Genomic DNA, 22,757 nt, shown 5'->3' with positions numbered 1-22,757 from the left:
TTAACGTTGTTCGAGGGCCACGGACGGCGCCTCGGCCGCCCGTTCCGGCATGGGGAAACGCCAGGCGCAAGGCAAGGCCAGCAGGATCAGCACGCCGGTGGCGATGAATACTTCGCTGATGGCGCCTGAGGTTCGCAGTGCGGATCCGACCTCGACCCCCAGGCGCATTTCCAGCCAGAGCGAGGCGATAACGATGGCCAGCGACGACACCAGGCGTCGGGAGATGTTGTTCATGGCCGCGCCCTGGGTGACCATCGGTTCCGGCAAGGCGTTGAGCCCGGCGGTGGTCACCGGCATGTAGGAAAGCCCCAGCCCGGCGCCGCGCACCATCATCAAGACGAACACCGTGGCGAGGGTGGCCTGGGGGCCGAGCATGCCCAGGGCCAGGGTCGACGCACCGGTCAGCAACATGCCCGCCGACACCACGGCCCGTGGTCCGTGCCGGTCGAGCAGCTTGCCGCCCATCTGGCCGAACAGGCTGGCGAACCCGGCGGTGCACAGCAGCGCCAGGCCGGTCCAGATCGCGCTGTGGCCCAGCACCATCTGCACCAGCAGCGGCACCAGCACCAGGCACTCGAACATGCCCACCGATTGCACCACGGCGATGATCACGCTCAGGCGATAGCCGCGCAGGTTGAAGATCCGCAGGTTGAGCAGCGGCTCCGGACGGCTCAACTCAACGCGCACGAAGGCGATCAGGCACAGCACGCCCGCCGTCAGCATCGCCAGGTTGAGCGGATCCAACAGGCCATCGACGTGGTGCAGGCGACTGGTGGCGACCATCAGCAAGCCGATGCCCGAGGCGATCAGCAGGTATCCGGCGAAATCGAACGGCTTGCGCTCCGGCGGTTCGGAAGCCGGCAACACGCCCAAGCCGAGGATCAGCGCCAACAGCCCGATGGGCACGTTCATCAGGAACAACGAGCGCCAGCTGAACCACTCCAGCAGCAAGCTTCCGCACAACGGTCCCACCGCCGGGGCGAGCATGACCACGGCACTCCACAGCCCCGTCACCCGCCCCCGCTCGTCCTTGGCATACACCGAGAAAATGATCGCCAGGGACAACGGAATCATCAGCCCGCTGGCGATCCCCTGGACCACCCGCGCCGCAATCACCAGCACTATCGAGTCAGCCACCGCGCCCATCAGCGAACCACCGATGAACAGTGCCACGCCCCACAGGTACAAGCGCTTGCGGCCGAGGCGCTGGCTCAGGAAGCTGGTCAACGGCATGGTCATGCCCATGGCGGTCATGAAACCCGCGACGATCCAGGTCGCCATCAGCGGCCCTATGGCAAACGCCGCCATGAACGCCGGCAACGCCGGGTTCAGCGAGCTGTTGTTGAGGCTGACCGTGAGCGTGCCCAACATGACGTTGATCACCACCCAGTGACGCGGCACTTTCACGACCGCGCTCCCGGCATGGAGGCGCTGACGAACTGTTGCTGCGGACGCGGATGGCAGAGGAAGTCCGCGTGGGAGATGTTGTAGCCATAGGCACCGGCCATGGGCAGCACCAACAGATCCCCCACCTCGGCCCCTTGCAATTGGCGGCCGCGACTCAACACATCCTTGGGCGTGCACAGCTGGCCGACCACGGTCCAGGTCTGCGCAGTTTCCGGCTGCGGCTTGCGTCGACGAGGCAGGTGGATGACCGGGTGATCGTGACTCTGCGCCGCCGGCAGGCGGAACTGGTGGGTGCCACCCCGACAGACCAGGAAGTGCTCGCCGTGGCTGGTCTTGGTGTCCAGCACTTCGATCACGTAGTAACCACAGAATGCGCTGATAAAACGACCCGGTTCGAAACGCACAACCGGCGGCTGCTCGTGCTGCGCCAGGGACTTGCCCAGGTGCCGGCACAGCCGCTGCCAATCGAAGCGCTGCCCGCTCAGGTAGTCAACGCCAATGCCGCCGCCGACATTCAAGTGGGTCGGTTGCTCATCCCCGGTCGCCAGCGCCTTCCATTCAGTCCAGCGTTGCAGGTAGAAATCCAACAGTTGCTCGTGCCGTTCCACCGAGTTCTGGTGGGACATCGCATGCACATGGAAACCCTTGAGGCTCAGGTGACTGAACGCCTGCACCCGCCGCACGGCTTCCGGCAATTCGGCTTCGTCGATGCCGAAGGGCGTCGCCGTGCCGGCCATCGCCAGTTTGCTCGACAGGGTCGACGGCAACTGCGGATTGATGCGGATGAATACCGGCTGCACGCGGCCCGCCTGCTGCGCGAGACGTTGCAGGCGGTCGATTTCATTGAGGCTTTCCAGATGGATCGCCTCGACCCGGTTCTCCAGCGCAGCCCGCAGGTCCGAATCGAGTTTGCCCGGGCCGGAAAACACGTAAGGCTTGCGCGTGGGACACGCCACGACCCGCTCGATCTCGCCGCCCGAGGAGATCTCGAAGCCGCTGACCAGCGGCGCCAGGGCCGCGAGCATCGGCGCTTCGCTGTTGGCCTTGATCGCGTAGTACAGCTCGACACCGGCAGGCAACGCCGCCATCACCTCGCTGACATGCCGGGTCAGCGCCTCCAGGTCATAGACAAACAGCGCCAGCGGGTCTTCGCTGTTGCGCCGGGCCGCGTCGATGGCGGCCATTACCGTTTCGGGCAGGTCACGCATAACGCACCTCCTCGCCCCATGGCGAACGAAGGCTGACATACCCGGCCTGGCGGTCGGCCTTGGCGGCCAGGCGCACCTTGAGGTTGGTCTTGCAGGGAATCGATTCCCCTGCGATCAATGCATCCAGCTCCGGCGCCGGTCGTACCAGCTCCTCGCGGATGCTGCGCAGTTGTCGCGCCACCCGTTCCCACATCAACGGGGCCAGGTGCGGACGCTCCCAGCTCAGGGCCAGCACCGCTTCGGAGAGATTGTTGATCAGCAGGCAATAGCTGATGCGACTCCAACCCTGTTCGCGGCTATAGGTCATCGACTGGCGCACGCGGGGATGCAGACCGACCTCAATACCGGACATGCCCAGTTCCTCGGTCAGCTTGACCCCTTCGAAGTCCCGCAGCAGCAGTTGTTGTGGCTGGCCGTCGTCGTGGATCAGCACGCTGTTCTGCAGGTGCGGTTCCATCACCACGCCGTGGTTGAAGAACAGCGCCAGCACGGGACGCAGCAACAGCGCCTGGTAGCGGTCGAACCAGTCGAGCAGTTGTCCGTCCTCCAGTGCCTGGCCGTTGAAGCCTTGCAGGAATTCATGGACCAGCGGCTGGGAATGGATATCCCGGGCAAACAGCGTACCGGCCATGATGCTCACGTCGGCGCCACCGCGACGGCAGAAGTTCTCCCGCAGGATCGCGCCGGTCTGCTCGCGGAACCAGTGGCTGTCGGCTTCGCTCGCATGCTTCGGCGCCCAGCTCAAGGAGCCCGGCTCGGCCACGGTGGACAGGCCGCCGAGGGTTTGCGGCTGGGTCTGCTGCAAACGCTGGAACAACTGGTCGATGATCAAGGTGCTTTCCAGCTCATACCAGGCGTTCTTGCGCACACAATTGGTGATGCGCACGTTCAACGATCCCTTGATGAAATAGTCATGCCCTTCGATGTACCAGGTGCGCATGGAGGCCGTCGGGCTGGCCAGCGCACCGGTGGTGCCCAGGTCCCGCAATTCGCCCAGTTCCAATTGCTGCTGCACCCGCCGGTCCTGCACGAACAGCTGTGCCTGGACCGGGTGCAGGCAAATGATCGCCCGGCCCGGCCGGGCACGGCTCTGGTCGGCGAACCCGGCCAGCACTTGTTCTTCGGTCAGCCCGTTGGCGGAGATCCGCAGCCCTTCGCGCGGGACCTCGAACAGGTGCAGGGCCGTCCGCGCCTGGAACTCCGGGGCATAGGTTTCCTGGGCCAGGTGGGCCGGCCAGAGCCGCGCCTTGGGCGCCGGATGATTCGGATGACCAAACCACAGCCCCTGCTCGCTGGCCAGGTAGCTGCTCAGCGGCGCCGGCCCCTCAGCGTCGATGTTGTGGGCGACGATGGCGGCGGTCAGGGACTGGCTTTGCAACACCTGTTCGAGCAGCTCGTCGTTGCTGGCGCGGGTCATGTGCTCACAGGCGCCGAGCAGTTGCGCGACGAACTCGGGGAACGGCAGGTTGCTCCACGACGTATCGCCCTGCCGCGCATAGACATCGGACAGGTAGCGATGGCTGCCGAGACGGTCGCAACGATCCACCAGCACGAAGAACTGCTGGCCGTTGGGCAGGCTGATCGTCAGGGGAATCCCCTTCGATTGCAGGCCTTCCAGATAACTTCCGGGTGCAATGCCACGCATATCCTGGGGCCAGTGATAATCCAGGCAGTTTTCCGGCAATGCGAATTCCTTGATCAAACAATTGAGCAAGGCGCGAGTACTCGCCAACTCGCTGACGCGGTGGGATAAAGCGGTACGATCGGGATATTGCATAGTTACTCCTCGTAACCTGCGGGTTACGGATGACTTCATGTCTGGGCAAGTTCGTTTGTTCAGCGCCAGGACAATAGGTGCCCGCCTTCCCAACTTCGGGAAAATTGTTTAGCGCTGTTTATCAAGTTACGGATATGACTTACATCGTCAGGTATATATCGAATGATTATTTAATGACGTTCTTGTGAAAGTGCAGATTGCAGCGCTTGTTCAAATCGTTCCATTACCAGTGCACATTGCTGGTCATCGATGATCAACGGCGGCAACAAGCGGATCACGTTGCCCTGCCGTCCTCCCCGCTCCAGCAACAACCCGTTGTCGAAGCAATGTTTCTGGATGGCCACGGCGAGGGTCGGATCGCCCGGATAGCTGTTCAGGCGATCAGGGGCCTGGCGCTCATCGACGATTTCGATGCCGAGCATCAACCCGCGACCTCGCACCTGGCCGAGGGCCGGATAACGCTGCTGCAGTGCTGCCAGCCGGGTCTTGAGCCAGGCGCCATGCCGTTCGGCCTGGGCGGGCAAGTCCTGTTGCTGCAGCGCGTTGAGCGTCGCCAGGCCCGTGGCCATGGCCATCTGATTGCCCCGGAATGTCCCGGTGTGGGCGCCCGGCTGCCACGCATCGAACTCTCGCTTGAGGCCCAGCACGGCCAACGGCAATCCACCGCCCACGGCCTTGGACATGACAATGATGTCCGGCTCGATCCCGGCGTGCTCGAACGCGAACATCTTGCCGGTGCGGCCAAAGCCCGCCTGGACTTCATCGATGATCAGCAGGATGCCGTGCCGCTGGGTAACCTCGCGGATACGGCGCAACCATTGCGGCGGGGCACAGTTGACACCGCCCTCGCCCTGCACCGCTTCGAGGATCACCGCCGCCGGCAGCGACACACCACTCTCCACATCCTCGATGAACTGGGTGAAGTAATAACCCAGTGCTTCGATCCCGGCTTCGCCACCGATGCCCAGCGGGCAGCGATATTCATGGGGGTACGGCATGAATTGCACGCCCGGCATCAAGGATGCCACGGCGTCTTTCGGCCCGGTGTTGCCCGTTACTGACAACGCACCATGGGTCATGCCGTGATAGCCACCGCTGAAGCTGATGATGCTGCTGCGCCCGGTGAACGTCTTGGCCAGCTTGAGCGCCGCTTCCACCGCGTCCGCCCCGGACGGCCCGCAGAATTGCAGGCAGTAGTCACGCCCCTGCCCAGGCAGCACGCTCAACAGCTTTTCACTGAAGGCATCCTTCTGCGGCGTGGTGAGGTCCAGGGTATGCATCGGCATGCCCGAGGAGATGAAGTAATCGATGCTGGCCATGATGTCCGGGTGGTTATGACCCAAGGCAAGAGTCCCGGCCCCCGCCAGACAGTCGAGGTAGGTCTTGCCCTCCACGTCCGTCACCCAGACGCCATGGGCCTTGGCGATGGCCAGGGGCAGCTTGCGCGGGTAACTGCGCACATTGGATTCGAACTGGCCCTGGCGGCGCAGATAATGGGCATTGTCCTTCTGCAAAGAATCGATGCGTGCAACGCTTTCATTCGACATGAGAATCAATCCTGATTAAGTCCCGATATGCAAATTATTCTCATTCACTGATGAGTGCAATATTTAATTTCAAATAAATTGGAAGTTTTCGGATTGGATTGTTATTTGAATAACGCGCAGGAGGAATTCACCGAAGTGAATTGGAGTTTCAGGAATAAACATCTGAGAGAAAGGCACTTTAATATCAGCGCCGAAAGCCGTTTAATCAGCTTTTATATCGAATGACAGGCCTCCGATAATTGCAGATTAATATCAATTATATCCAAGCGATATATGACGATAGAAAAACAGCTCCCTCCATGGAGCTGTACAGCGGTGTTAGAAATCCACGGTAGCCGACAGAAGGTAGGTGCGCGGTGTCGACAGCGTCAGGCCCGGCTCACTGTCATCCGAAGCCCCGGCCGAACTCCAATAGCGCTTGTCCGCCACGTTCTCGATGTTGGCACGCAGGGTGATGTTCTTTTCATCGACCTTGAAGCCGTAGCGTGCACCGACGTCGAAGCGTACCCAGGAATCGATTTCCTTGGTGTTGGACTGGTCCAGGTACTGTGAGCTGGAATAGATACCGCGGCTGGTCAAGGTCAGGCCCTGTACAGTCGGCACGTCCCATTCGGCGCCCAGGTTGACGTTGTACTTCGGCGTGGCCGGCGCACGGTTGCCATCGTAAGTGCTGCCGGTGGTGTTGGTCAGCTCGCTGTCGATGTACATCACACCACCCAGCAGACGCGTGCCTTTTAGAGGTTCACCGAATACGCTCAATTCCACGCCGCTGTTTTCGCGCTTGCCATTGGGGCCGAAGACACGTGTCGTGGCATCGGTCGCGTAGGCCGGCTGCTTGATCCGGAACAGAGCCGCAGTCAAGGCGAACGGCCCCGCGTCGTACTTGGCTCCCACCTCGACTTGGCGGCTGATGAACGGCGGGAAAATCTCATCCTCGTTGATCGAGGTCGACGGCGCGATCTTGCCCTGGCTCAGGCCTTCCATGTAGTTGGCGTAAAGAGACAACCTGTCGGTGGCCTTGAACAGGATGCCGCCCGATGGCGAGACTTTTTCCTCATCATAGGCAGTTGCACCTTTGACGCCCGCGGTCCAGTCGTCCACTTCCACCCGCTGCCAGCGGGCGCCGAGGGTCAGCAGCAAGCGGTCATCGAAGAACCCCAGGGTGTCGGACAACGCCACGCCGCTGAAATGGTTTTCGGTGTAGACCTTGTCATCCTTGCGCGTAGGGGTACCTGGCGTCGTGGTTTCCACCGGGTCATACAGGTTGCTGCTGCCCGGAGCATAGCGAGCACCGCCATTGGTAAAGTCCATGTAGAAATAACTGGCAGCCAGGTTGACTTCGTGACTCACCGAGCCCGTATGGAACCAGTTGCGCACCCCGACGTTAGCCGTCTGGACATTCTCATCGCGGGTGAAGTCTCGAGGAGCGACGCTGAAATCGCCAGCGGCATTCGTAACGATAACGCCGTGCCGAAGAAAATCATGATGACTCTCACGCGCACCGACACCGCCATACAACATCGTCGAGTCGCTGACATCGTACTCGGCATTCACCATGCCGAAGGTGTCCTTGGTGCGTGCCTTGCTCCAAGGCTGGGCATAGTTGCTGCGCACATCGCTGGCATGGGGAACCGGCGCGGCGGCGGCAACCTGCACACGCTCCTGCGGCGCATCGGTATCGCGCTCGGTGTGGCCGATGTCCGTGGAGACACGCAGCCGTTCACCGCGAAAATCCAGGCCAACCACGGCCATCTCGCGATCCACGCTCTGGTGATCCCATTCGGTGTCGCCGGACTGTTTCACACCGTTGAAGCGAATGCCGAACTTGTTGTCCTCGCCAAAGCGTCGGCCGACATCCACGGCACCGCCGAGCTGGTTGTTGGACGCGTAGCTGCCGGTGAACGAGGTGATGGGCTTATCGGTGGCATGCTTGGGCACCACGTTGATCCCGCCCCCCACGCTACCCCGCGGAGAAATGCCATTGATGAGCTGGCTCGGCCCCTTGAGGATGTCGACGCGCTCGGCCATTTCCATGTCGATCGTATAGGTCGGCAGGATGCCGTAGAGGCCGTTGTAGGCCACATCGCTGTTGAACAGGCTGAAACCGCGGATGGTGAACTGCTCGTACCGCCCACCCGCCGGGTTGGTCGCACGCACCGAGGGGTCGCTGTTGACCAGGTCGCCCAGGGTTCGGGCCTGTTGGTTCTTGACCGTCTCGCTGGTGTAGGTGGTCATGCTGAACGGCGTTTCCATGAAGTCGCGCGAGCCCAGCAAGCCCTGGGAGCCACGACGCGCGACCTGGCCGCCGGCATACGCCTCGCCCTCCTCCGCGCTGGCGGCGCCGAGAATTGAAGTAGGCGCCAGTTGCAGGCTGCCGCCCTCCGGTGCCGGGGCCAGGATGTAGGCCTGTTCGCCCACCGGTTGCAATTGCAGGCCGGAGCCTTGCAACAACCGGGCAAAGCCCTCCTCCACGCCATACTCTCCCGAAAGCCCGGCGCTGTTGCGACCGCTCACCAGGACCGGGTCCACCGACAGGTTGACACCCGCCAGCCCGGCGAAGCGGGTCAGTGCCGCGCTGAGGCTGCCCGCCGGCACCTGATAGCTGCGCCGCGCCGCTTCCTCGGCCTGGCTGGATGAGATGAAGAATGGGCTGGCGCTCAGGCTCAGCATGAGACTCAGGTTCAACAGCGGACGCCAGCCGGCAAGGGCCGGGCGAACATGCAAAGGTACTACTGCGGACATTGGAGGGAGCTCTCGTTTTTGTTCACTTGCCTTGAATGACAAGCGAGACAAAAAAAGGGGACAGGCATCAGGCGATATTTTTGCGAAGCGACAAGGTGACCCAATAACGGGTACGCATCTGCACGTCGAGCGGCAAGCTGGCCGAGAGCAAAGCAAGGATTTTGTCGGTATTCTCCAGGCGGAAACTGCCGGTTACCCGAAGCGATTCCAGGGCGTCATCCCAACGCAGCACGCCCGGGCGATAGCGACCCAGCTCACGGAGAAAGTCACCCAACGGCTGGTTCTGCGCCACGAGCACCCCGTCGCGCCAACCCGGTTGCGTCAGGTCGACCCTGGTCACCGGCCCTGCGCCTGCAGCGTGAAGGCTGGCCTGTTGGCCCTCCTCCAGCGATAGCACAGGTCCCTGCAACGGGTGCAGCCGCGCCGAACCGCTGACCACCGACACCTGGCAGCCTCGTTCACCCAGGCGCACGCAGACTTCGCCTCGACTCACGGTAATCAGGCCATAGGGCGCCTGGACAGCCAACGGCGTGACGCCGCTGATTTTCAGGGCCATTTCGCCTTGCACCAGCACCAGGCGCCGGGCCTTGAGGTCCAGGTTCACGGCGCTGTCGGTGTTCAATTGCAAGAGGCTGCCATCGACCAGCGACCAGCGTCGCTGCTCACCGATGGCGGTGTGCAGGTCGGCGCGCCAGGCGTCCAGTGGCAACGTGCGGCCCAGCATCCAGGCCGTCGGAACCAGCGCGACGACGCCCAATGCGCGCTTGAGTACGGCACGCCGGGGCAAGGCTGGACGATCCAAGGTCGCCATGCCCAGCGAAGGCGGCACCCCGGCGAAGCGTTGACGCAGCCGCTGGGCCTTCTGCCAGGCCGCTTCGTGGTGAGCGCTGCTGTCGCGCCAGCGTTGCAGGCCGGCGGAGTCGAACTCGTTGCCGCCGAACTCCATCAGGGTCAGCCAGCGGGCAGCCGCCCGGGCGACCTCCCGAGCCTCGGACGACGGGGCCGGACGCATCAAAAGTCCACCAGCAGGCAATGCTCATAGGCTTGGGCCATGTAGCGCTTGACGGTGCGTTCGGACACCTGCATGCGCTCGGCGATTTCCCGGTAGCCCAGGCCTTCGAGCTGGCTCCACAAAAAAACCCGCCGCACCTGGGGCGGCAGGCCATCGAGCAATTCGTCCAGGGCATGCAGGGTTTCCAGCAGCAGCCAGCGTTGCTCCGGGGACGGAACGCACTCTTCGGGCAGGCTTGCCAGGGCATCGAGGTAAGCCTGTTCCAGGTTGCGCCGGGTATAGAAATTACTCAGCAGCCGCTTGCCCACCGTGAGCAGATAGGCCCGTGGTTCGTGCAGGTCCGCCAGGGGTTGGGCACTGGAAAGCACCCGCAGGAAGGTATCCTGGCGCAGATCCGCCGCATCCCAGGCATTGCCCATGCGCCGTCTCAACCAGCCTTCCAGCCAACCGCCATGATCACGGTACAACGCATGTAGGGAGTGCTCCGTCGGCGTAGCTGCATCGAACATGTCAAGAGGCCCTGGGCGTGGAATGTCTTAAATGAGACTGATTCTAATTAATGTTCGCGAGCTAATCCAAGTCCTTTGTGCGGCGAAATGTGTAAATGCGGGGGAAACCGAGGGTTTGATGCAAGCTGGGCCACCGCCATCGCGAGCAGGCTCGCTCCCACATTGCTCCCGGTGAACCCACTTTCTGCGTCTGACCGCCAATCCCCTGTGGGAGCGAGCCTGCTCGCGATGGCGGTCGGTCAGCCTGCATTTTTGGCGACTAGTCGGGCGCTTTCGCGAGCAGGCTCGCTCCCACAGGGAATCTTCTGCTGCACAAACAAAAGCGCCCTTGGGATCAAGGGCGCTCGGATGGTGAGGAGTATCAGTGGCTGGCGTGCAAGACTTTCAGCACTTCCGGCATGGCCGAAGAGTGGTGGTTGATGATTTTCCACTGCCCGTTCAGGCGCTCGTAGAGGTAGGTGTAGCGCGCCTGCACGTCCTTCTTGCTGCCATCGGCATTGGTCAGGGTGAAGGTGTAGACGCCGCTGTCCATCGCCGCGTCGGGCCCCAGGTGGCGGATTTCCCGGTAGTTGATCTGGCCAACCGGCTTGCCCGCCAGGAAGTGTTCGAAATAGTCCTGGATCTGCGCCGGCGTGGTGCGCACCTTGTTGGAAAGGGTCGGTTGCAGAATCGCATCCGGCGCGTAGAGGCTGGTCATCGCGGTGGCACTGCCGGTCTGCAGTGTCTTGTTCCACTGGTCGAACAGCGCAGCGATCTCCCGATCGTTCACGTTCTTGGGTTGTTCGGCCACGGTGCGATACACGAAAGGCGTGGCATCGGCGGCATGGACAAAAGGCGTGGTCAGTACAAAAAAAGTGGCGAGGGCCAGGGTTTTCATTTTCATCGTAGCGTTCCTTTCGGTATTAATAGCGTCGGTTTCAATGACCCCACTTTGCCGTTCGCCACAGCCCCCGCCATCGGCCAACCGGTGCCGATCGACTATGCCGATCGGCAGATAGGCCCGGCACCGATGACGCGCTCTAATACCGACGTCACGACCGGACCGGTCCCCTTCACGCTGGAGCCCCCATGCAGAGCCCACCCCATGATCCCGGCAGCGCCCTGGCCATCCGCAGCCAGTATCGTCAGTCACAAAGCCGCGCCGCGCGCCTGGGCCTGTTGCTGGGCACCGGCCACGAACTGACCCGCTTGCCCTTGGCACAGATGCGCCAGCGTGTGGTGCAACGGGCTTGCGCGTTCATCGCCATGGACCATGGCCTGTTGTTGGAATGGACGCCTGATCAGCCGGCAAGCGCCCTCGCCTGCCATGGCAGTGGCGAGCGCCTGGACTGGCTCGCCAGCCTCGCCGATTCGCCGGTACCGGGTCCGCAATGGCTGGAATACCCCGACAGCCCCCTGCCCCAGGTCCTGCGGGTCCCGCTGCGAGCCGCCGACGGCACGGTGTTCGGCGTGCTGTTGCTGGGCAACAGCGTGGTCATCAGCGCCCCCGACAACGAAGACATCGAATCCCTGCAACTGCTGGCGACCCTGCTGGCCGCGCACTTGGAGAATCATCGGCTGCTCGAAGCCCTCCAGGCCCGCGAACGCACCATGTCGGAACTGGTCCACCGGTTGTTCACGGCCCAGGAAGACGAACGCAAGCGCGTGGCGTATGACCTGCATGACGGCCTGGCGCAGAACCTGGCCGGCCTGCATCAGCGCCTGCAGGGGTTCGCCGGGCGCTGCCCGGTGTTGCCGCCCGACCTGGCGAGCGAATTGCAGACCATCCTGGCGTTGGCCCAGGGTTGTGTCGGTGAGGGCCGGCAACTGATCGGCGGCCTGCGCCCCCACGTGCTGGACGATTTCGGCCTGTACAAAGCCGTCGACAAGGAAGCCGATCGCCTGCGCGAGGCCGGCTTGACGGTGGACTGGGTCGAACACAGCACCACGCGGCTGCCGGGCAATACCGAAATCGCCCTGTTCCGCATCGCCCAGGAAGGCATCAACAACATTCTCAAGCATGCCCGGGCCGCTCACGTGAGCCTGGGACTCTCGATCGGCGCTGGCCAGGCCGTTCTGCGGGTGGAGGACAATGGTCGTGGCTTTGCCCTGGAGCAACCCATCGAAACCAACGGCACTCGCCACCTGGGCCTGGCGGCCATGCAGGAGCGGACCCTCCTGCTGGGAGGCCAACTGACCTGTCTCAGCCAGCCCGGCGATGGCACCCGATTGTTGGCCAGCGTGCCACTGCCTCTCGACGGAGCACATCCATGACCTCTCCTTTAAGGCTGCTGTTGGCCGACGATCACGAAGTCACCCGCGCCGGGTTCATCGCCTTGTTGGCCGGCAGCACCGGGTTCGAGGTCGTCGGCCAGGCCCGCGATGGCCAGGAAGCCCTCGACCTGTGCGAGCGACTGCAGCCGGACATCGCCATTCTCGACATCCGCATGCCGGTGCTCAACGGCCTGGGCGCGGCGCGCATCCTGCAGCAGCGCCAACCGGCCATCAAAGTGGTGATCTTCACCATGGACGACAGCCCCGACCACCTGGAGGCGGCCATCGGTGCCGGCGCCGTCGGTTATCTACTCAAGGACGCCAGCCGTGACGAAGTGCTGGACGCACTCAAACGCGTCGCCCGGGGCGAAGAAGCCCTGAACAGTTCGGTTAGCGCGCGCCTGCTACGGCGCATGACCGAACGTGGTGCCGGCGCCGCAGCACCGCTCCAGGCCCTGACCGCGCGGGAACGCCAGGTGCTGGGGCTGGTGGCGGGCGGCTTCAGCAACCGTGAAATCGGCGAGAAGCTCGGCATCGCCGCCGGTACGGCCAAGGCCCACGTGGAACGGGTCATCGGCAAGCTGGGGGCCGCCGACCGGACCCAGGCCGCCGTACGCGGCGTCGCCCTGGGACTGGTGGCGCAACCCGCCGGACAGTGGCCATGAAATACCTCGCTGCCCGCCGCTGGGCCGACCTGCCACTGCGGGGCAAGGCGTTGGTGGTGATTTCCCTGCCACTGGTGGTGCTGCTGCTGTCACTGGTGCTGATCTACATCACCGAGCGCCAGACCGCCCGGGCTGAAGAAGATGTTCGTCGGGTGTTGCGCGTGCAGGGCGATATCCAGGCGGTGCACACCCTGCTGGCAGAAGCGGCAGCCAGCGTGCGCGGCTACCTGCTGACCCGGCGCGAGGACTTTCTGCCCGGCTATGAACAGGCCACGCTGCTGATCGAGGCCGCCCTGCAACGCCTGGACCACAATGTGCGCGACGCCAGGATGCGCGAACATCTCCGGACCATCACCCCGCTGATCGATGAAAAACTCAGCGGGCTGGTGGAACTGCGTGGCGGCAAGAGCGGCGATACCGAGGCCATCACCGCGCTCCTGATCAAGAACAAGCAAGTGCTGGACGTGCTGCGCGAGCAGATCAATGCCATGCGCATTCGCGAAGATGCCCTGCTCGCCGAACGCAGCGCCGCCGCCTCCGCCACCCGCATGCGCTTGCTGTTCGCCACGCTGCTTGCAGCGGTGTGCGGGTTGTTCGGCGCGATTGTCGCGGTGCTGTTCCTGTCCAAGGGCATCGTCGCCCGGGTGCAGCAGGTACAAGGCAATGCCCAGCGCCTGGCGCTGGGCCAACCCTTACGGCCGCAACCGCCGGAGCAGGATGAGATCGGCCAATTGGGCACCCGCCTGGTGGAAGCCGGACAGTTGCTTGCCGAGCGCGAGCGGGCACTGCGCGACAACGAAGAGCGCCTGCGGCTGATCATCGATGGCGTGAGGGACTACGGGATCTTCGCCCTGGACGCCAAGGGTCACGTGATCACCTGGAACGCCGGCGCCGAACGGATCAAGGGCTACACCGAGCAGGAGATCATCGGCCGGCACTTTTCCCTGTTCTATCTGGCCGAAGAGTGCCCGGCGCATCCGGAGATGGCCCTGCGCGAAGCCACCCGTGACGGGCATTACATGGAAGAAGGCTGGCGCTGCCGCAAGGATGGCAGCCGCTTCTGGGCCAGCGTGGTCATCACCGCCCAATACGACAGCACCGGCGCCCTGCGCGGTTTCTCCAAGATCACCCGCGACATCACCGACCGGCGCGCCGCCGAGATTGCCCTGAGCACGGCCCGCGAGGAAGCGGAAAGCGCCAGCCGGGCCAAGAGCGAATTTCTCTCGCGCATGAGCCACGAACTGCGCACGCCCTTGAATGCCATTCTCGGTTTCGCGCAACTGCTGGACATGGACTCCACCGCCGGCCAACGTCCCCAGGTCAGCCACATCCTGCGCGCCGGCCAGCACCTGCTGGCACTGATCAACGAAGTGCTGGACATTGCCCGGATCGAAGCGGGTCGCTTGCCACTGAACATCGAGCCCATCGCCCTGGCGAGCGTCCTGCACGAAGCCCTGACGCTGGTTTCACCCATGGCTGCCGACGCCGGCATCCGCCTGGTCGAACTGCCGTCGCTGCCCGAGGGCAGCGGCGTGCTGGCCGACCGTCAGCGGCTGGTCCAGGTGCTGCTCAACCTGTTGTCCAACGCGATCAAATACAACCGGCCCGAAGGTGAAGTACGCATTGAAGTGACTGTCCTGGACAAACGGGTGGCCATTGCCGTGAGCGATACCGGGCGCGGCATTGCCCCGGAGCAACTGGACCAGTTGTTCAAGCCGTTCGAACGCTTGGGCGCCGATCCCCAGGTCGAAGGCACCGGCCTCGGCCTGTCCCTGAGCAAGAGCCTGCTGGAGATGATGCAGGGTAATCTTCAGGTGCACAGCGTGCCGGACCAGGGTTGCTGTTTCACCTTGCAGTTGCCGGGTGCCCAGGTCGTCACCGCGCACTTGCCGCCTATCGCGGCCCTGACGGTCACCCGTCCGCCTGTTGAGTACCACGGCAGGGTCTTGTGTATCGAGGACAACCTGTCGAGCCTGGCGTTGATCGAAACCCTGATGCAACGCCGTCCCGGCATCCAGTTGTTGTCGAGTATGCAAGGCCAGATGGGCCTGGACCTGGCACGCCAGCATGCGCCACAACTGATCCTGCTGGATGTGACCCTGCCCGACCTTGAGGGCCTGGAGGTCCTGCGTCGCTTGCGCCAGTCCCCTGCCACCGCGTCCACCCCGGTGCTGATGATCACCGCCGATGCCAGCGACCTGACCCGTCGGGTCCTTCAGGATGCCGGCGCCACGGCAGTCCTGACCAAACCCATCCATATCCAGGCCTTCCTGGCCCACCTTGAACGTTATTTACCGGAGCCTGCATGAATCGCGACTTGCGCATCCTGATCATCGACGACCAGCGCCCCAACCTGGACCTGATGGAACAATTGCTGGCCCGGGAAGGGTTGCATAACGTGCTGAGCAGCACCGAGCCCCTGCGCACCCTGGATCTGTTCAACAGCTTCGAGCCGGATCTGGTCATCCTCGACCTGCACATGCCGGCGTTCGACGGTTTCGCCGTGCTGGAGCAACTCAACCGGCGAATCCCGGCCAACGACTACCTGCCAATCCTGGTACTGACCGCCGATGCCACCCGGGACACCCGCCTGCGCGCCCTGGCCCTCGGTGCACGGGACTTCATCAGCAAACCCCTGGATGCGCTGGAAACCATGCTGCGCATCTGGAACCTGCTGGAAACCCGGGCGCTCTACAAAGCCTTGCGCGAATTGATTCCGGCCCAGCAGATCGAGTTGTTGCGCCAGCATCGGCCCGGGCCGAGCCAGTAGGCGCTGTGGGCTGTGGGAGCAAGGCTTGCCCGCGACTGCGGTAGGTCAGCCAGCAACAATGTCGACTGGTCTGCCCCTATCGCGAGCAAGCTTTGCTCCCACAGGGTTTGCGCCGGCTGCCTGGCATCAAGGCAAGTCCTTGCACCCATAGGAACCTGTGTGTGCGGTCTCAATGCCCGCGAATGTAATGCTCCAACTGCCGGATCAGATCCGCTTGTTCGACAATGGCCTGCTTGACCAGGTCACCAATCGACAGCAGGCCGATCAACTGCCCGTTATCGAGCACCGGCAAGTGCCGCAGGTGGCTGTCGGTCATCACTTCCATGCAGCGCTCGATGCTTTGCTGGCTGTCGGCGGTCACCACCGGCGCACTCATGATGGTGCGCACCGAAGTCCCCACTGAAGAGCGGCCGTGCAGCACCATCTTGCGCGCATAGTCCCGCTCGCTGAACACCCCCACCACCTGGCCATCCTCGATCACCGGCAACGCGCCGACGTTCTTCTCGGCCATGATCCGCAGGGCTTCGAGCACCGTCTGCTCGGGCGCGATGCTATGGACCTGCTGGTTCTGCACACTCTTGAGTTTCACCAGTTGAGCGGCGGTTTTCATTGCTAATTCCCGGTTTCAATTGACGGCACGCTGAGACGCATGCCGCTTGGTCAATGATCCCCTTGTGGGAGCGAGCCTGCTCGCGATGGCGTGCTGTCAGCCAACATTGATGCTGCCTGACACACAGCTATCGCGAGCAGGCTCGCTCCCACAGGATTCCCACAGGCCCCTCGGCCTTGTCATGCCTCTTCGCCAATCTCCACCACATCACCATTCAACCGCACCGGCCACACCCGCAGGCGCTGTTCCGGGTATTCCAGGCAGTGGCCGTCTTCCAGGCGGAAATGCTGCTTGTACATCGGCGAGGCAATCACCAGCTCACCCTTGATGCTGCCCAACAGGCCGCGGCCGATGACATTCGCACCGGACTTGGGGTCGCGGTTGTCGATGGCGTACAGCGGTTTGTCCTGCTGTTCGGGCAGGTACAGCAGCGCCACCTGGCTGCCGTCGTGCCAGGCGACCACGCCGGAGTTGGGGACCAGGTCTTCGCGGCTGCATAGGGCGCGCCATTGCACCTGGGCTGCGGCGGTGGGGATACGAACGACGTTTGACTGGCTCATCAGAGCACCTCCTCAGTGACGGGAATCAGGTGAAGTTCACCGGCGTGAACCGGGCGACGCTGGCCGCGCTCGCGGACGAAATGCACATCCGGATCGCCGCGTTTGTCGTTGACGAACGTGCGGAAACGCTTGAGTTTTTCCGGATCCTTGAGGGCGTTGGCCCATTCGCATTCGTAGCGGTCGACCACCAGTTGCATCTGGGCTTCGAGCTCGGCCCCCAGGCCCAGGCTGTCGTCGATGATCACGTCCTTGAGGTAGTCCAGGCCGCCCTCGAGGCTTTCGCGCCAGACCGAGGTGCGCTGCAACCTGTCGGCGGTGCGGATGTAGAACATCAGGAAGCGGTCGATGTAGCGGATCAGGGTTTCGTCATCCAGGTCGGTGGCGAACAGCTCGGCGTGACGTGGACGCATGCCGCCGTTACCGGCGACATACAGGTTCCAGCCCTTTTCCGTGGCAATCACGCCGACGTCCTTGCTCTGGGCCTCGGCGCATTCGCGGGTGCAACCGGACACCGCAAACTTGAGTTTATGGGGCGAGCGCAAGCCCTTGTAGCGATCCTCAAGGGTCAGGGCCATCTGCACGCTGTCCTGTACGCCGTAACGGCACCAGGTACTGCCCACGCAGGATTTCACCGTGCGGGTGGATTTGCCGTAGGCATGACCCGTTTCGAAACCGGCTTCGATCAACTCGGCCCAGATGTCCGGCAACTGGTGCAGTTGAGCGCCGAACAGGTCGATGCGTTGGCCGCCGGTGATCTTGGTGTAGAGGTCGTATTTCTTAGCCACCACGCCGATGGCGATCAGTTTGTCGGCGGTGATTTCCCCGCCGGCGATGCGCGGCACCACCGAATAGGTGCCGTTTTTCTGCATGTTCGCCATGAAGGTGTCGTTGGTGTCCTGCAACGGCACCAGGGACGGATCCATGATCGGCTGGTTCCAGCACGAGGCCAGGATCGAGCCCACCGCCGGCTTGCACAGGTCGCAACCGGTGTGCCCGCGGCCGTGCTTGGCCAGCAGTTCGTCGAAGCTGATGATCCCTTCCACCCGCACCAGGGCGTACAGCTCCTGGCGGGTATAGGCGAAGTGTTCGCAAAGGCTCTTGTCGACAGTGACGCCACGGGCCACCAGCTCATGTTCGAACACCTGCTTGACCAGCGCGGCGCAGCCCCCGCAACCGGTACCGGCCTTGGTGTCGCACTTGAGTTGGCCCAGATCCGTGCAGCCGCCGTCGATGGCCGCGCAGATCGAGCCCTTGGTGACGTTGTGGCACGAACAGATGGTCGCCGCCGCGGGCAGCGAGGCCGGGCCGAGGGTCGGTGCGCCTTCGGAGGTGGGCAGGATCAGGCTGGCGGCATCCTTGGGCAAGGCGATGCCGTTCTGCATGTACTGGAGCAAGGTGTCGTAGTAGCTGTTGTCACCCACCAGCACCGCGCCGATGACCCGCTTGCCGTCGGCGTCCACCACCAGTCGCCGGTAACTGGCGCTGGTTTCGTCGATGAACTGGAAACTGCGCGAGCCCGGCGTGTTCCCGTGGGCGTCGCCGATGGAGCCAACGTCGACGCCGAGCAACTTGAGCTTGGTGGACATGTCCGCGCCGGTGAACGGTTCGCCGCTTTCACCGCTCAGTTGGGCGGCGACGCTGCGGGCCATCTGGTAGCCCGGAGCGACCAGGCCGAAAATGCTGCCGTTCCAGGCCGCACATTCGCCGATGGCATAGATGTCCGGGTCGCTGCTCAAGCATTGGTCGTCGATCACCACGCCACCGCGCGGACCGATCTGCAGGTCGCTGTGGCGAGCCAGGGCGTCCTGGGCACGGATACCGGCGGAAAACACGATCAGGTCGGTTTCCAGGAAGTCATCGTTGCCGAAGGTCATCCGATAGCGGTAGTGCTCACCGGCAGTGATGGATTGGGTGCCCTTGGACAGATGCACGCCGACGCCGAGCTTTTCGATGCGAGCCTTGAGGGCCAGGCCGCCCTGCTCGTCCAGCTGCACCGGCATCAACCGTGGGGCGAATTCCACCACGTGGGCTTCCAGGCCCAGGGTCTTGAGCGCATTGGCCGCTTCCAGGCCCAGCAGGCCGCCGCCAACCACCACGCCACGCCGGGCATTGGTGGCGGCGGCGCGAATCGCGTCCAGGTCTTCCAGGGTGCGATAGACCAGGCGGGAGTCGCCGTCGGCGCCTTCGATGGGCGGCACGAACGGGTAGGAGCCGGTGGCGAGCACCAGTTTGTCGTAGTGGATGCGTTCCCCGGCGGTGACGACCTGACGGGCCTGGCGATCGATCTCCAGTACCGGCACGCCCAAGTGCAGTGTGACGCCTGGGGTCCGGTACAACGAGACTTCGCCGAGGGCCAGGGATTCGGCGTCACGACCGGAGAAATACTCGGACAGGTGCACGCGGTCATAGGCGCGCATCGGCTCTTCGCTGAACACATGCAGACGGTAATGGTTGAGGGCACCGCGCTCGATCAGTTGTTCGACGCAGTGATGGCCGACCATGCCATTGCCGATCACGATCAGCGTTTGCAGCTTGTTCAGGGAAGCAACGTTGGAATTCATAGAAAGCACCCGACAAAAGCCCATCACGGTTTTGAAAGCAAAAAAAAGACGCCTGAAACCTTGCGGTTCCAGGCGTCTTTGCCTGTTCTGTGCGGTATCGACCCGACGACTGCGCCCGATCTACCGTTATCCCCCGGCCTGCTGGCATTCGATCTTCGTTGACCGACGGGGCTGCCCACTCGATTGCGTTCGCGGTGGGCCTGATGCTCTCTTGCAGCGAGCGTGCCAACCCTTAAATCCCGGAGGTTCGAACCAGCTCTACCCCTGTGGGAACGGGCTTGCCCGCGAAGACGGCCCTCCAGTCGCCTGGAAAGTTCAGAAGCTGCGGCCCCGGGGCAACTGCCTTCCCATGGTGCGATCCGATGCTGCCGGCTTCATAAAAGTGCAGTGCTTCTCGCGGAAGGGATCAGTCGACACAGCGGTGAATGAGCGGGCCTCATCGCGAGCAGGCTCGCTCCCACCGGGTATTGAGTGAACGCCGATGTCGCGAGTGCAGCAGAACCATGTGGGAGCGAGCCTGCTCGCGATGGCGGTGGTCAGCCTGGCTCAGAGTGCTCGGCCGCGAGCAGCAGCCAGTTTCCCATCCCGCCCATAGACATCCGGGACGTACACCGCCTGGCCCTGGCTGTCCGCCTGTACGGTCCAGTAACCCAGCAGGATTGGCATGGGCCTGGTCAACCTGAACTCATGGGTCTGCCCGTCGGCCAGCAGGGTGTCGGTGCGCAAGCGCTCGGCCGGGGTCACCAGCAGATCCCGCAGGTGCATCACCTGCTCGATCCGCACACACCCCGAACTGAACGCCCGCGGCCCCTTGCTGAACAGCGCCTGGCTGGGCGTGTCGTGCAGGTACACGGAAAACGGGTTGGGGAAGCGGATCACCAGTTTGCCCAGCGGATTCTTCGGTCCGGCATCCTGGCGCAGCATCAGGTCGCCAGGATGATCCCAGTCGATGTCCTCGGCCAGCAGCGGCAGGCCATCGCGATCGATGATCTTCAGGTTCTGCCGACTGAGGAACTCGGGGTCGCGGCGGATCTCCGGCAGCTTGTCTTCCTTGAGGATGGTCGGAGGGATGGTCCAGGTGGGATTGAGGGTCAACCTTGTCACCCGGGATTTGAGCAACGGCGTTTCCCGCCCCGCCCGGCCCACCTGGGTCCGGGTTTGCCAGACCGGTGCGCCGCCCTGGTACACCGTCAGTTGGGCCGCCGCCACGTTGACCAGCACACTGTCAGACTCCAGGTCCTGGGCCAGCCAGCGCATGCGCTCCAGATTGATCCGCAACTGCTCGCGGCGCATGGCCGGGCTGACGTTCAACTCGGTGACAGTCCACGGCCCCACCACGCCATCGGCTTGCAACGAATGCCGCAGCTGGAAGCTTTTCATCGCCTCCACCAGGCTGGGGCTGTAGTGCTCATCGCCCTCGGCCGGCGGCGCACTCAGGTAGCCTTCACTGAACAGCCGTCGCGCCAGGGCCGGTACCCGGGCGTCCTGTTTGTCCGGTTGCAGCAGGGCACCTGCGGGCACCGCTTGCCATTCGGCCAAGGGCTGTTGCCGCTGCTGGGCATAAAGCACCCGCAAATTGCGGTAAAGGTCCAGGTTCGGGCGCGCCTGGTCAAAGGCTGCAGCCAGGTTGTTCAAACCGGGCCCGGCGATGGCCAGGATCATCGCCTGGCGGTCCTGGGGCTGCGGGCTGGCCTTCCACACCGGCTCAAGGCGGTCCTGGGGCAAATAGCCGAAACGCAGTTCGTGCAAGGCCTGCAGGTAGCGCTGGCTGATGGCGATATCGACACAGTCCGCACTCAGGGACGTATCGGCGGCCGGCAGGCTGTAGCGGGCCGGGTCCAGTCCGTCATCGGCCAGTTGCTGCAACTGGACCCGCAAGGCCGTTAACCGTTCGTCGTCCGACCAGACTGCCTGGCCGGCGTTTTGCTGGTAGAACGCCTGCAAGCTCAGCATCGTCGGAAAGTCGACACCCGCGGCCAGCGCCGGGCAAGCCACCGATAACCGGGCCAGCGTGGCCTGTACAGGGGGTGGATCGCCAAACGGAACGTCACCGGCTGTCGCGACCAATGGCGAAGCGAGCAATAAAAGGCTCAAGTAACATACGGGCTTTTTGAACAACTGCTTTACTCCAATCCATGGCCGTCTCGTTGACGGTTGACTTTGCGACAGGTACGACCCGCCATCATGATGCACACGAACAATTACGGACGGGATGCCGCACACATACATCAGCCTGTAACCCTGCGTGGATTCTTTTCAGCCACGCTGACGCATATTCGTCGACTCTGCCTGGCCATGGCAGCATTGGGCGCGGTATGCGCTCCGGCGCTGGCCGGGCAAGCGAATTCTCAAACGCTTTACAACAGCCTCGCCCACGCCGCGCCGGAACTCAATCCCCTGGCGCTCAAAAGTGCCTTGAGCGCCATGCAATGCGCGGTTGCCAACGGTGCCCGCCAAGCCCGTCACCTGGCGGTGATCGACTATTCGCAACCGTCCACGGCCCGGCGCCTGTGGATCTTCGACCTGCAGAAGAAGAAGCTGGTGCTGCGCGACCTGGTGGCCCACGGGCAGAAATCCGGGGAGAATTTCGCCACGCAATTTTCCAATCGCCTGGGCAGTTACCAGTCCAGCCTGGGGCTGTTCCGCACCCAGGAAAGTTATCAGGGCACCCATGGTTATTCGCTGCGCATGGATGGCCTGGAACCCGGTTTCAATGACCAGGCCCGTGATCGGGCCATCGTCATCCATGCCGCCGACTATGTGAACCCGTTGTGGAGCCTGCGCCAGGGCCGTATCGGCCGCAGCCAGGGTTGCCCTGCCGTGCGCCCCCAGGTGGCGCGCCAGGTGATCGACAAGCTCAAGGGCGGGCAATTCATGTTCTCCTGGTACCCGGACCCGGGCTGGCTGAAGCGTTCGGCCTATCTCAACTGCCAGCCGCAGCAAGTGGCGAGCATTCTGGCTACCAGTGGGGGCTGACTGTAGTCCGCTATCGCGAGCAGGCTCGCTCCCACAAGGTATCGGGTGACCGCCGATTTCGCGGGCGCAAAAGGACCAATGTGGGAGCGAGCCTGCTCGCGATAGCGGCCTCACATTCCACAGCCTGATTGACTGTCCCCCCAGGCCACTTCGCCACAGA

Annotated in this window: 17 protein-coding genes; 5 read left to right on the top strand and 12 right to left on the bottom strand. The window is 63.4% G+C overall.

Annotated elements, in window-relative coordinates:
• The 8 genes from N005_RS21295 to N005_RS21260 form a co-directional block, all read right to left on the bottom strand.
• Positions 1–1,407 carry a DHA2 family efflux MFS transporter permease subunit gene (locus tag N005_RS21295; RefSeq protein WP_047702999.1) on the bottom strand — a complete coding sequence of 469 codons (1,407 nt, stop codon included), beginning with the start codon at positions 1,405–1,407 and terminating at the stop codon, positions 1–3.
• Complete coding sequence (locus N005_RS21290) at positions 1,404–2,615, bottom strand: type III PLP-dependent enzyme (protein ID WP_047702998.1); 1,212 nt, start codon at positions 2,613–2,615, stop codon at positions 1,404–1,406. The genes N005_RS21295 and N005_RS21290 overlap by 4 nt, the downstream gene beginning before the upstream one ends.
• Positions 2,608–4,392 carry an IucA/IucC family protein gene (locus N005_RS21285; protein ID WP_047702997.1) on the bottom strand — a complete coding sequence of 595 codons (1,785 nt, stop codon included), beginning with the start codon at positions 4,390–4,392 and terminating at the stop codon, positions 2,608–2,610. The genes N005_RS21290 and N005_RS21285 overlap by 8 nt, the downstream gene beginning before the upstream one ends.
• A gap of 170 nt (positions 4,393–4,562) precedes the next feature.
• Positions 4,563–5,939 carry a diaminobutyrate--2-oxoglutarate transaminase gene (locus N005_RS21280; RefSeq protein WP_047702996.1) on the bottom strand — a complete coding sequence of 459 codons (1,377 nt, stop codon included), beginning with the start codon at positions 5,937–5,939 and terminating at the stop codon, positions 4,563–4,565.
• A gap of 318 nt (positions 5,940–6,257) precedes the next feature.
• Complete coding sequence (locus N005_RS21275; protein WP_047702995.1) at positions 6,258–8,681, bottom strand: TonB-dependent receptor; 2,424 nt, start codon at positions 8,679–8,681, stop codon at positions 6,258–6,260.
• A 67-nt stretch (positions 8,682–8,748) separates the two neighbouring features.
• A complete protein-coding gene (locus N005_RS21270; protein WP_047702994.1) occupies positions 8,749–9,693 on the bottom strand; it encodes a FecR domain-containing protein in 945 nt (314 codons plus the stop codon).
• On the bottom strand, positions 9,693–10,202 hold the full coding sequence (locus tag N005_RS21265) for a sigma-70 family RNA polymerase sigma factor (RefSeq protein WP_047702993.1): 510 nt from the start codon (positions 10,200–10,202) through the stop codon (positions 9,693–9,695). The genes N005_RS21270 and N005_RS21265 overlap by 1 nt, the downstream gene beginning before the upstream one ends.
• 361 nt (positions 10,203–10,563) lie before the next feature.
• Positions 10,564–11,085 (bottom strand): SgcJ/EcaC family oxidoreductase, encoded by a 522-nt coding sequence (locus N005_RS21260; protein WP_047702992.1) that lies wholly within the window; start codon positions 11,083–11,085, stop codon positions 10,564–10,566.
• A gap of 185 nt (positions 11,086–11,270) precedes the next feature.
• Between N005_RS21260 and N005_RS21255 the strand changes: the two genes are divergently transcribed.
• Genes N005_RS21255 through N005_RS21240 form a run of 4 tightly spaced genes read left to right on the top strand, consistent with a single transcriptional unit; the run spans position 11,271 to position 15,890 of the window.
• Positions 11,271–12,455, top strand: coding sequence for a sensor histidine kinase (locus tag N005_RS21255; RefSeq protein WP_047702991.1), 1,185 nt, complete (start codon positions 11,271–11,273; stop codon positions 12,453–12,455).
• A complete protein-coding gene (locus N005_RS21250) occupies positions 12,452–13,120 on the top strand; it encodes a response regulator (protein ID WP_047702990.1) in 669 nt (222 codons plus the stop codon). The genes N005_RS21255 and N005_RS21250 overlap by 4 nt, the downstream gene beginning before the upstream one ends.
• On the top strand, positions 13,117–15,429 hold the full coding sequence (locus N005_RS21245; protein ID WP_047702989.1) for an ATP-binding protein: 2,313 nt from the start codon (positions 13,117–13,119) through the stop codon (positions 15,427–15,429). Before N005_RS21250 ends, N005_RS21245 begins: the two co-directional genes overlap by 4 nt.
• The gene (locus N005_RS21240) at positions 15,426–15,890 is read left to right on the top strand and encodes a response regulator (RefSeq protein WP_024777679.1); all 465 of its coding nucleotides are present in this window, start codon (positions 15,426–15,428) and stop codon (positions 15,888–15,890) included. Before N005_RS21245 ends, N005_RS21240 begins: the two co-directional genes overlap by 4 nt.
• Positions 15,891–16,059: 169 nt before the next feature.
• Here the strand turns inward: N005_RS21240 and N005_RS21235 are convergent, their stop codons facing one another.
• The 4 genes from N005_RS21235 to N005_RS21220 form a co-directional block, all read right to left on the bottom strand.
• Positions 16,060–16,500: a CBS domain-containing protein gene (locus N005_RS21235; RefSeq protein WP_047702988.1), complete on the bottom strand. Its 441-nt coding sequence runs from the start codon at positions 16,498–16,500 to the stop codon at positions 16,060–16,062.
• A 179-nt stretch (positions 16,501–16,679) separates the two neighbouring features.
• Positions 16,680–17,060, bottom strand: a complete 381-nt coding sequence (gene nirD / locus N005_RS21230; RefSeq protein ID WP_047702987.1) for a nitrite reductase small subunit NirD — start codon at positions 17,058–17,060, stop codon at positions 16,680–16,682.
• Complete coding sequence (gene nirB, locus N005_RS21225) at positions 17,060–19,621, bottom strand: nitrite reductase large subunit NirB (protein ID WP_047702986.1); 2,562 nt, start codon at positions 19,619–19,621, stop codon at positions 17,060–17,062. Before nirB ends, nirD begins: the two co-directional genes overlap by 1 nt.
• 546 nt (positions 19,622–20,167) lie before the next feature.
• Positions 20,168–21,739: a L,D-transpeptidase family protein gene (locus N005_RS21220; protein WP_047702985.1), complete on the bottom strand. Its 1,572-nt coding sequence runs from the start codon at positions 21,737–21,739 to the stop codon at positions 20,168–20,170.
• 177 nt (positions 21,740–21,916) lie between these two features.
• Here N005_RS21220 and N005_RS21215 point away from each other — a divergent pair, with 177 nt between their 5' ends.
• Positions 21,917–22,597: a murein L,D-transpeptidase catalytic domain family protein gene (locus tag N005_RS21215; protein ID WP_047702984.1), complete on the top strand. Its 681-nt coding sequence runs from the start codon at positions 21,917–21,919 to the stop codon at positions 22,595–22,597.
• Positions 22,598–22,757: the final 160 nt, after the last annotated feature.

This window comes from Pseudomonas mediterranea CFBP 5447 (assembly GCF_000774145.1).
GTDB classification, from domain to species: domain Bacteria; phylum Pseudomonadota; class Gammaproteobacteria; order Pseudomonadales; family Pseudomonadaceae; genus Aquipseudomonas; species Aquipseudomonas mediterranea.
Note: the sequence above shows the minus strand (reverse complement) of the source record. Positions and strands in the feature narration are given on the sequence as shown.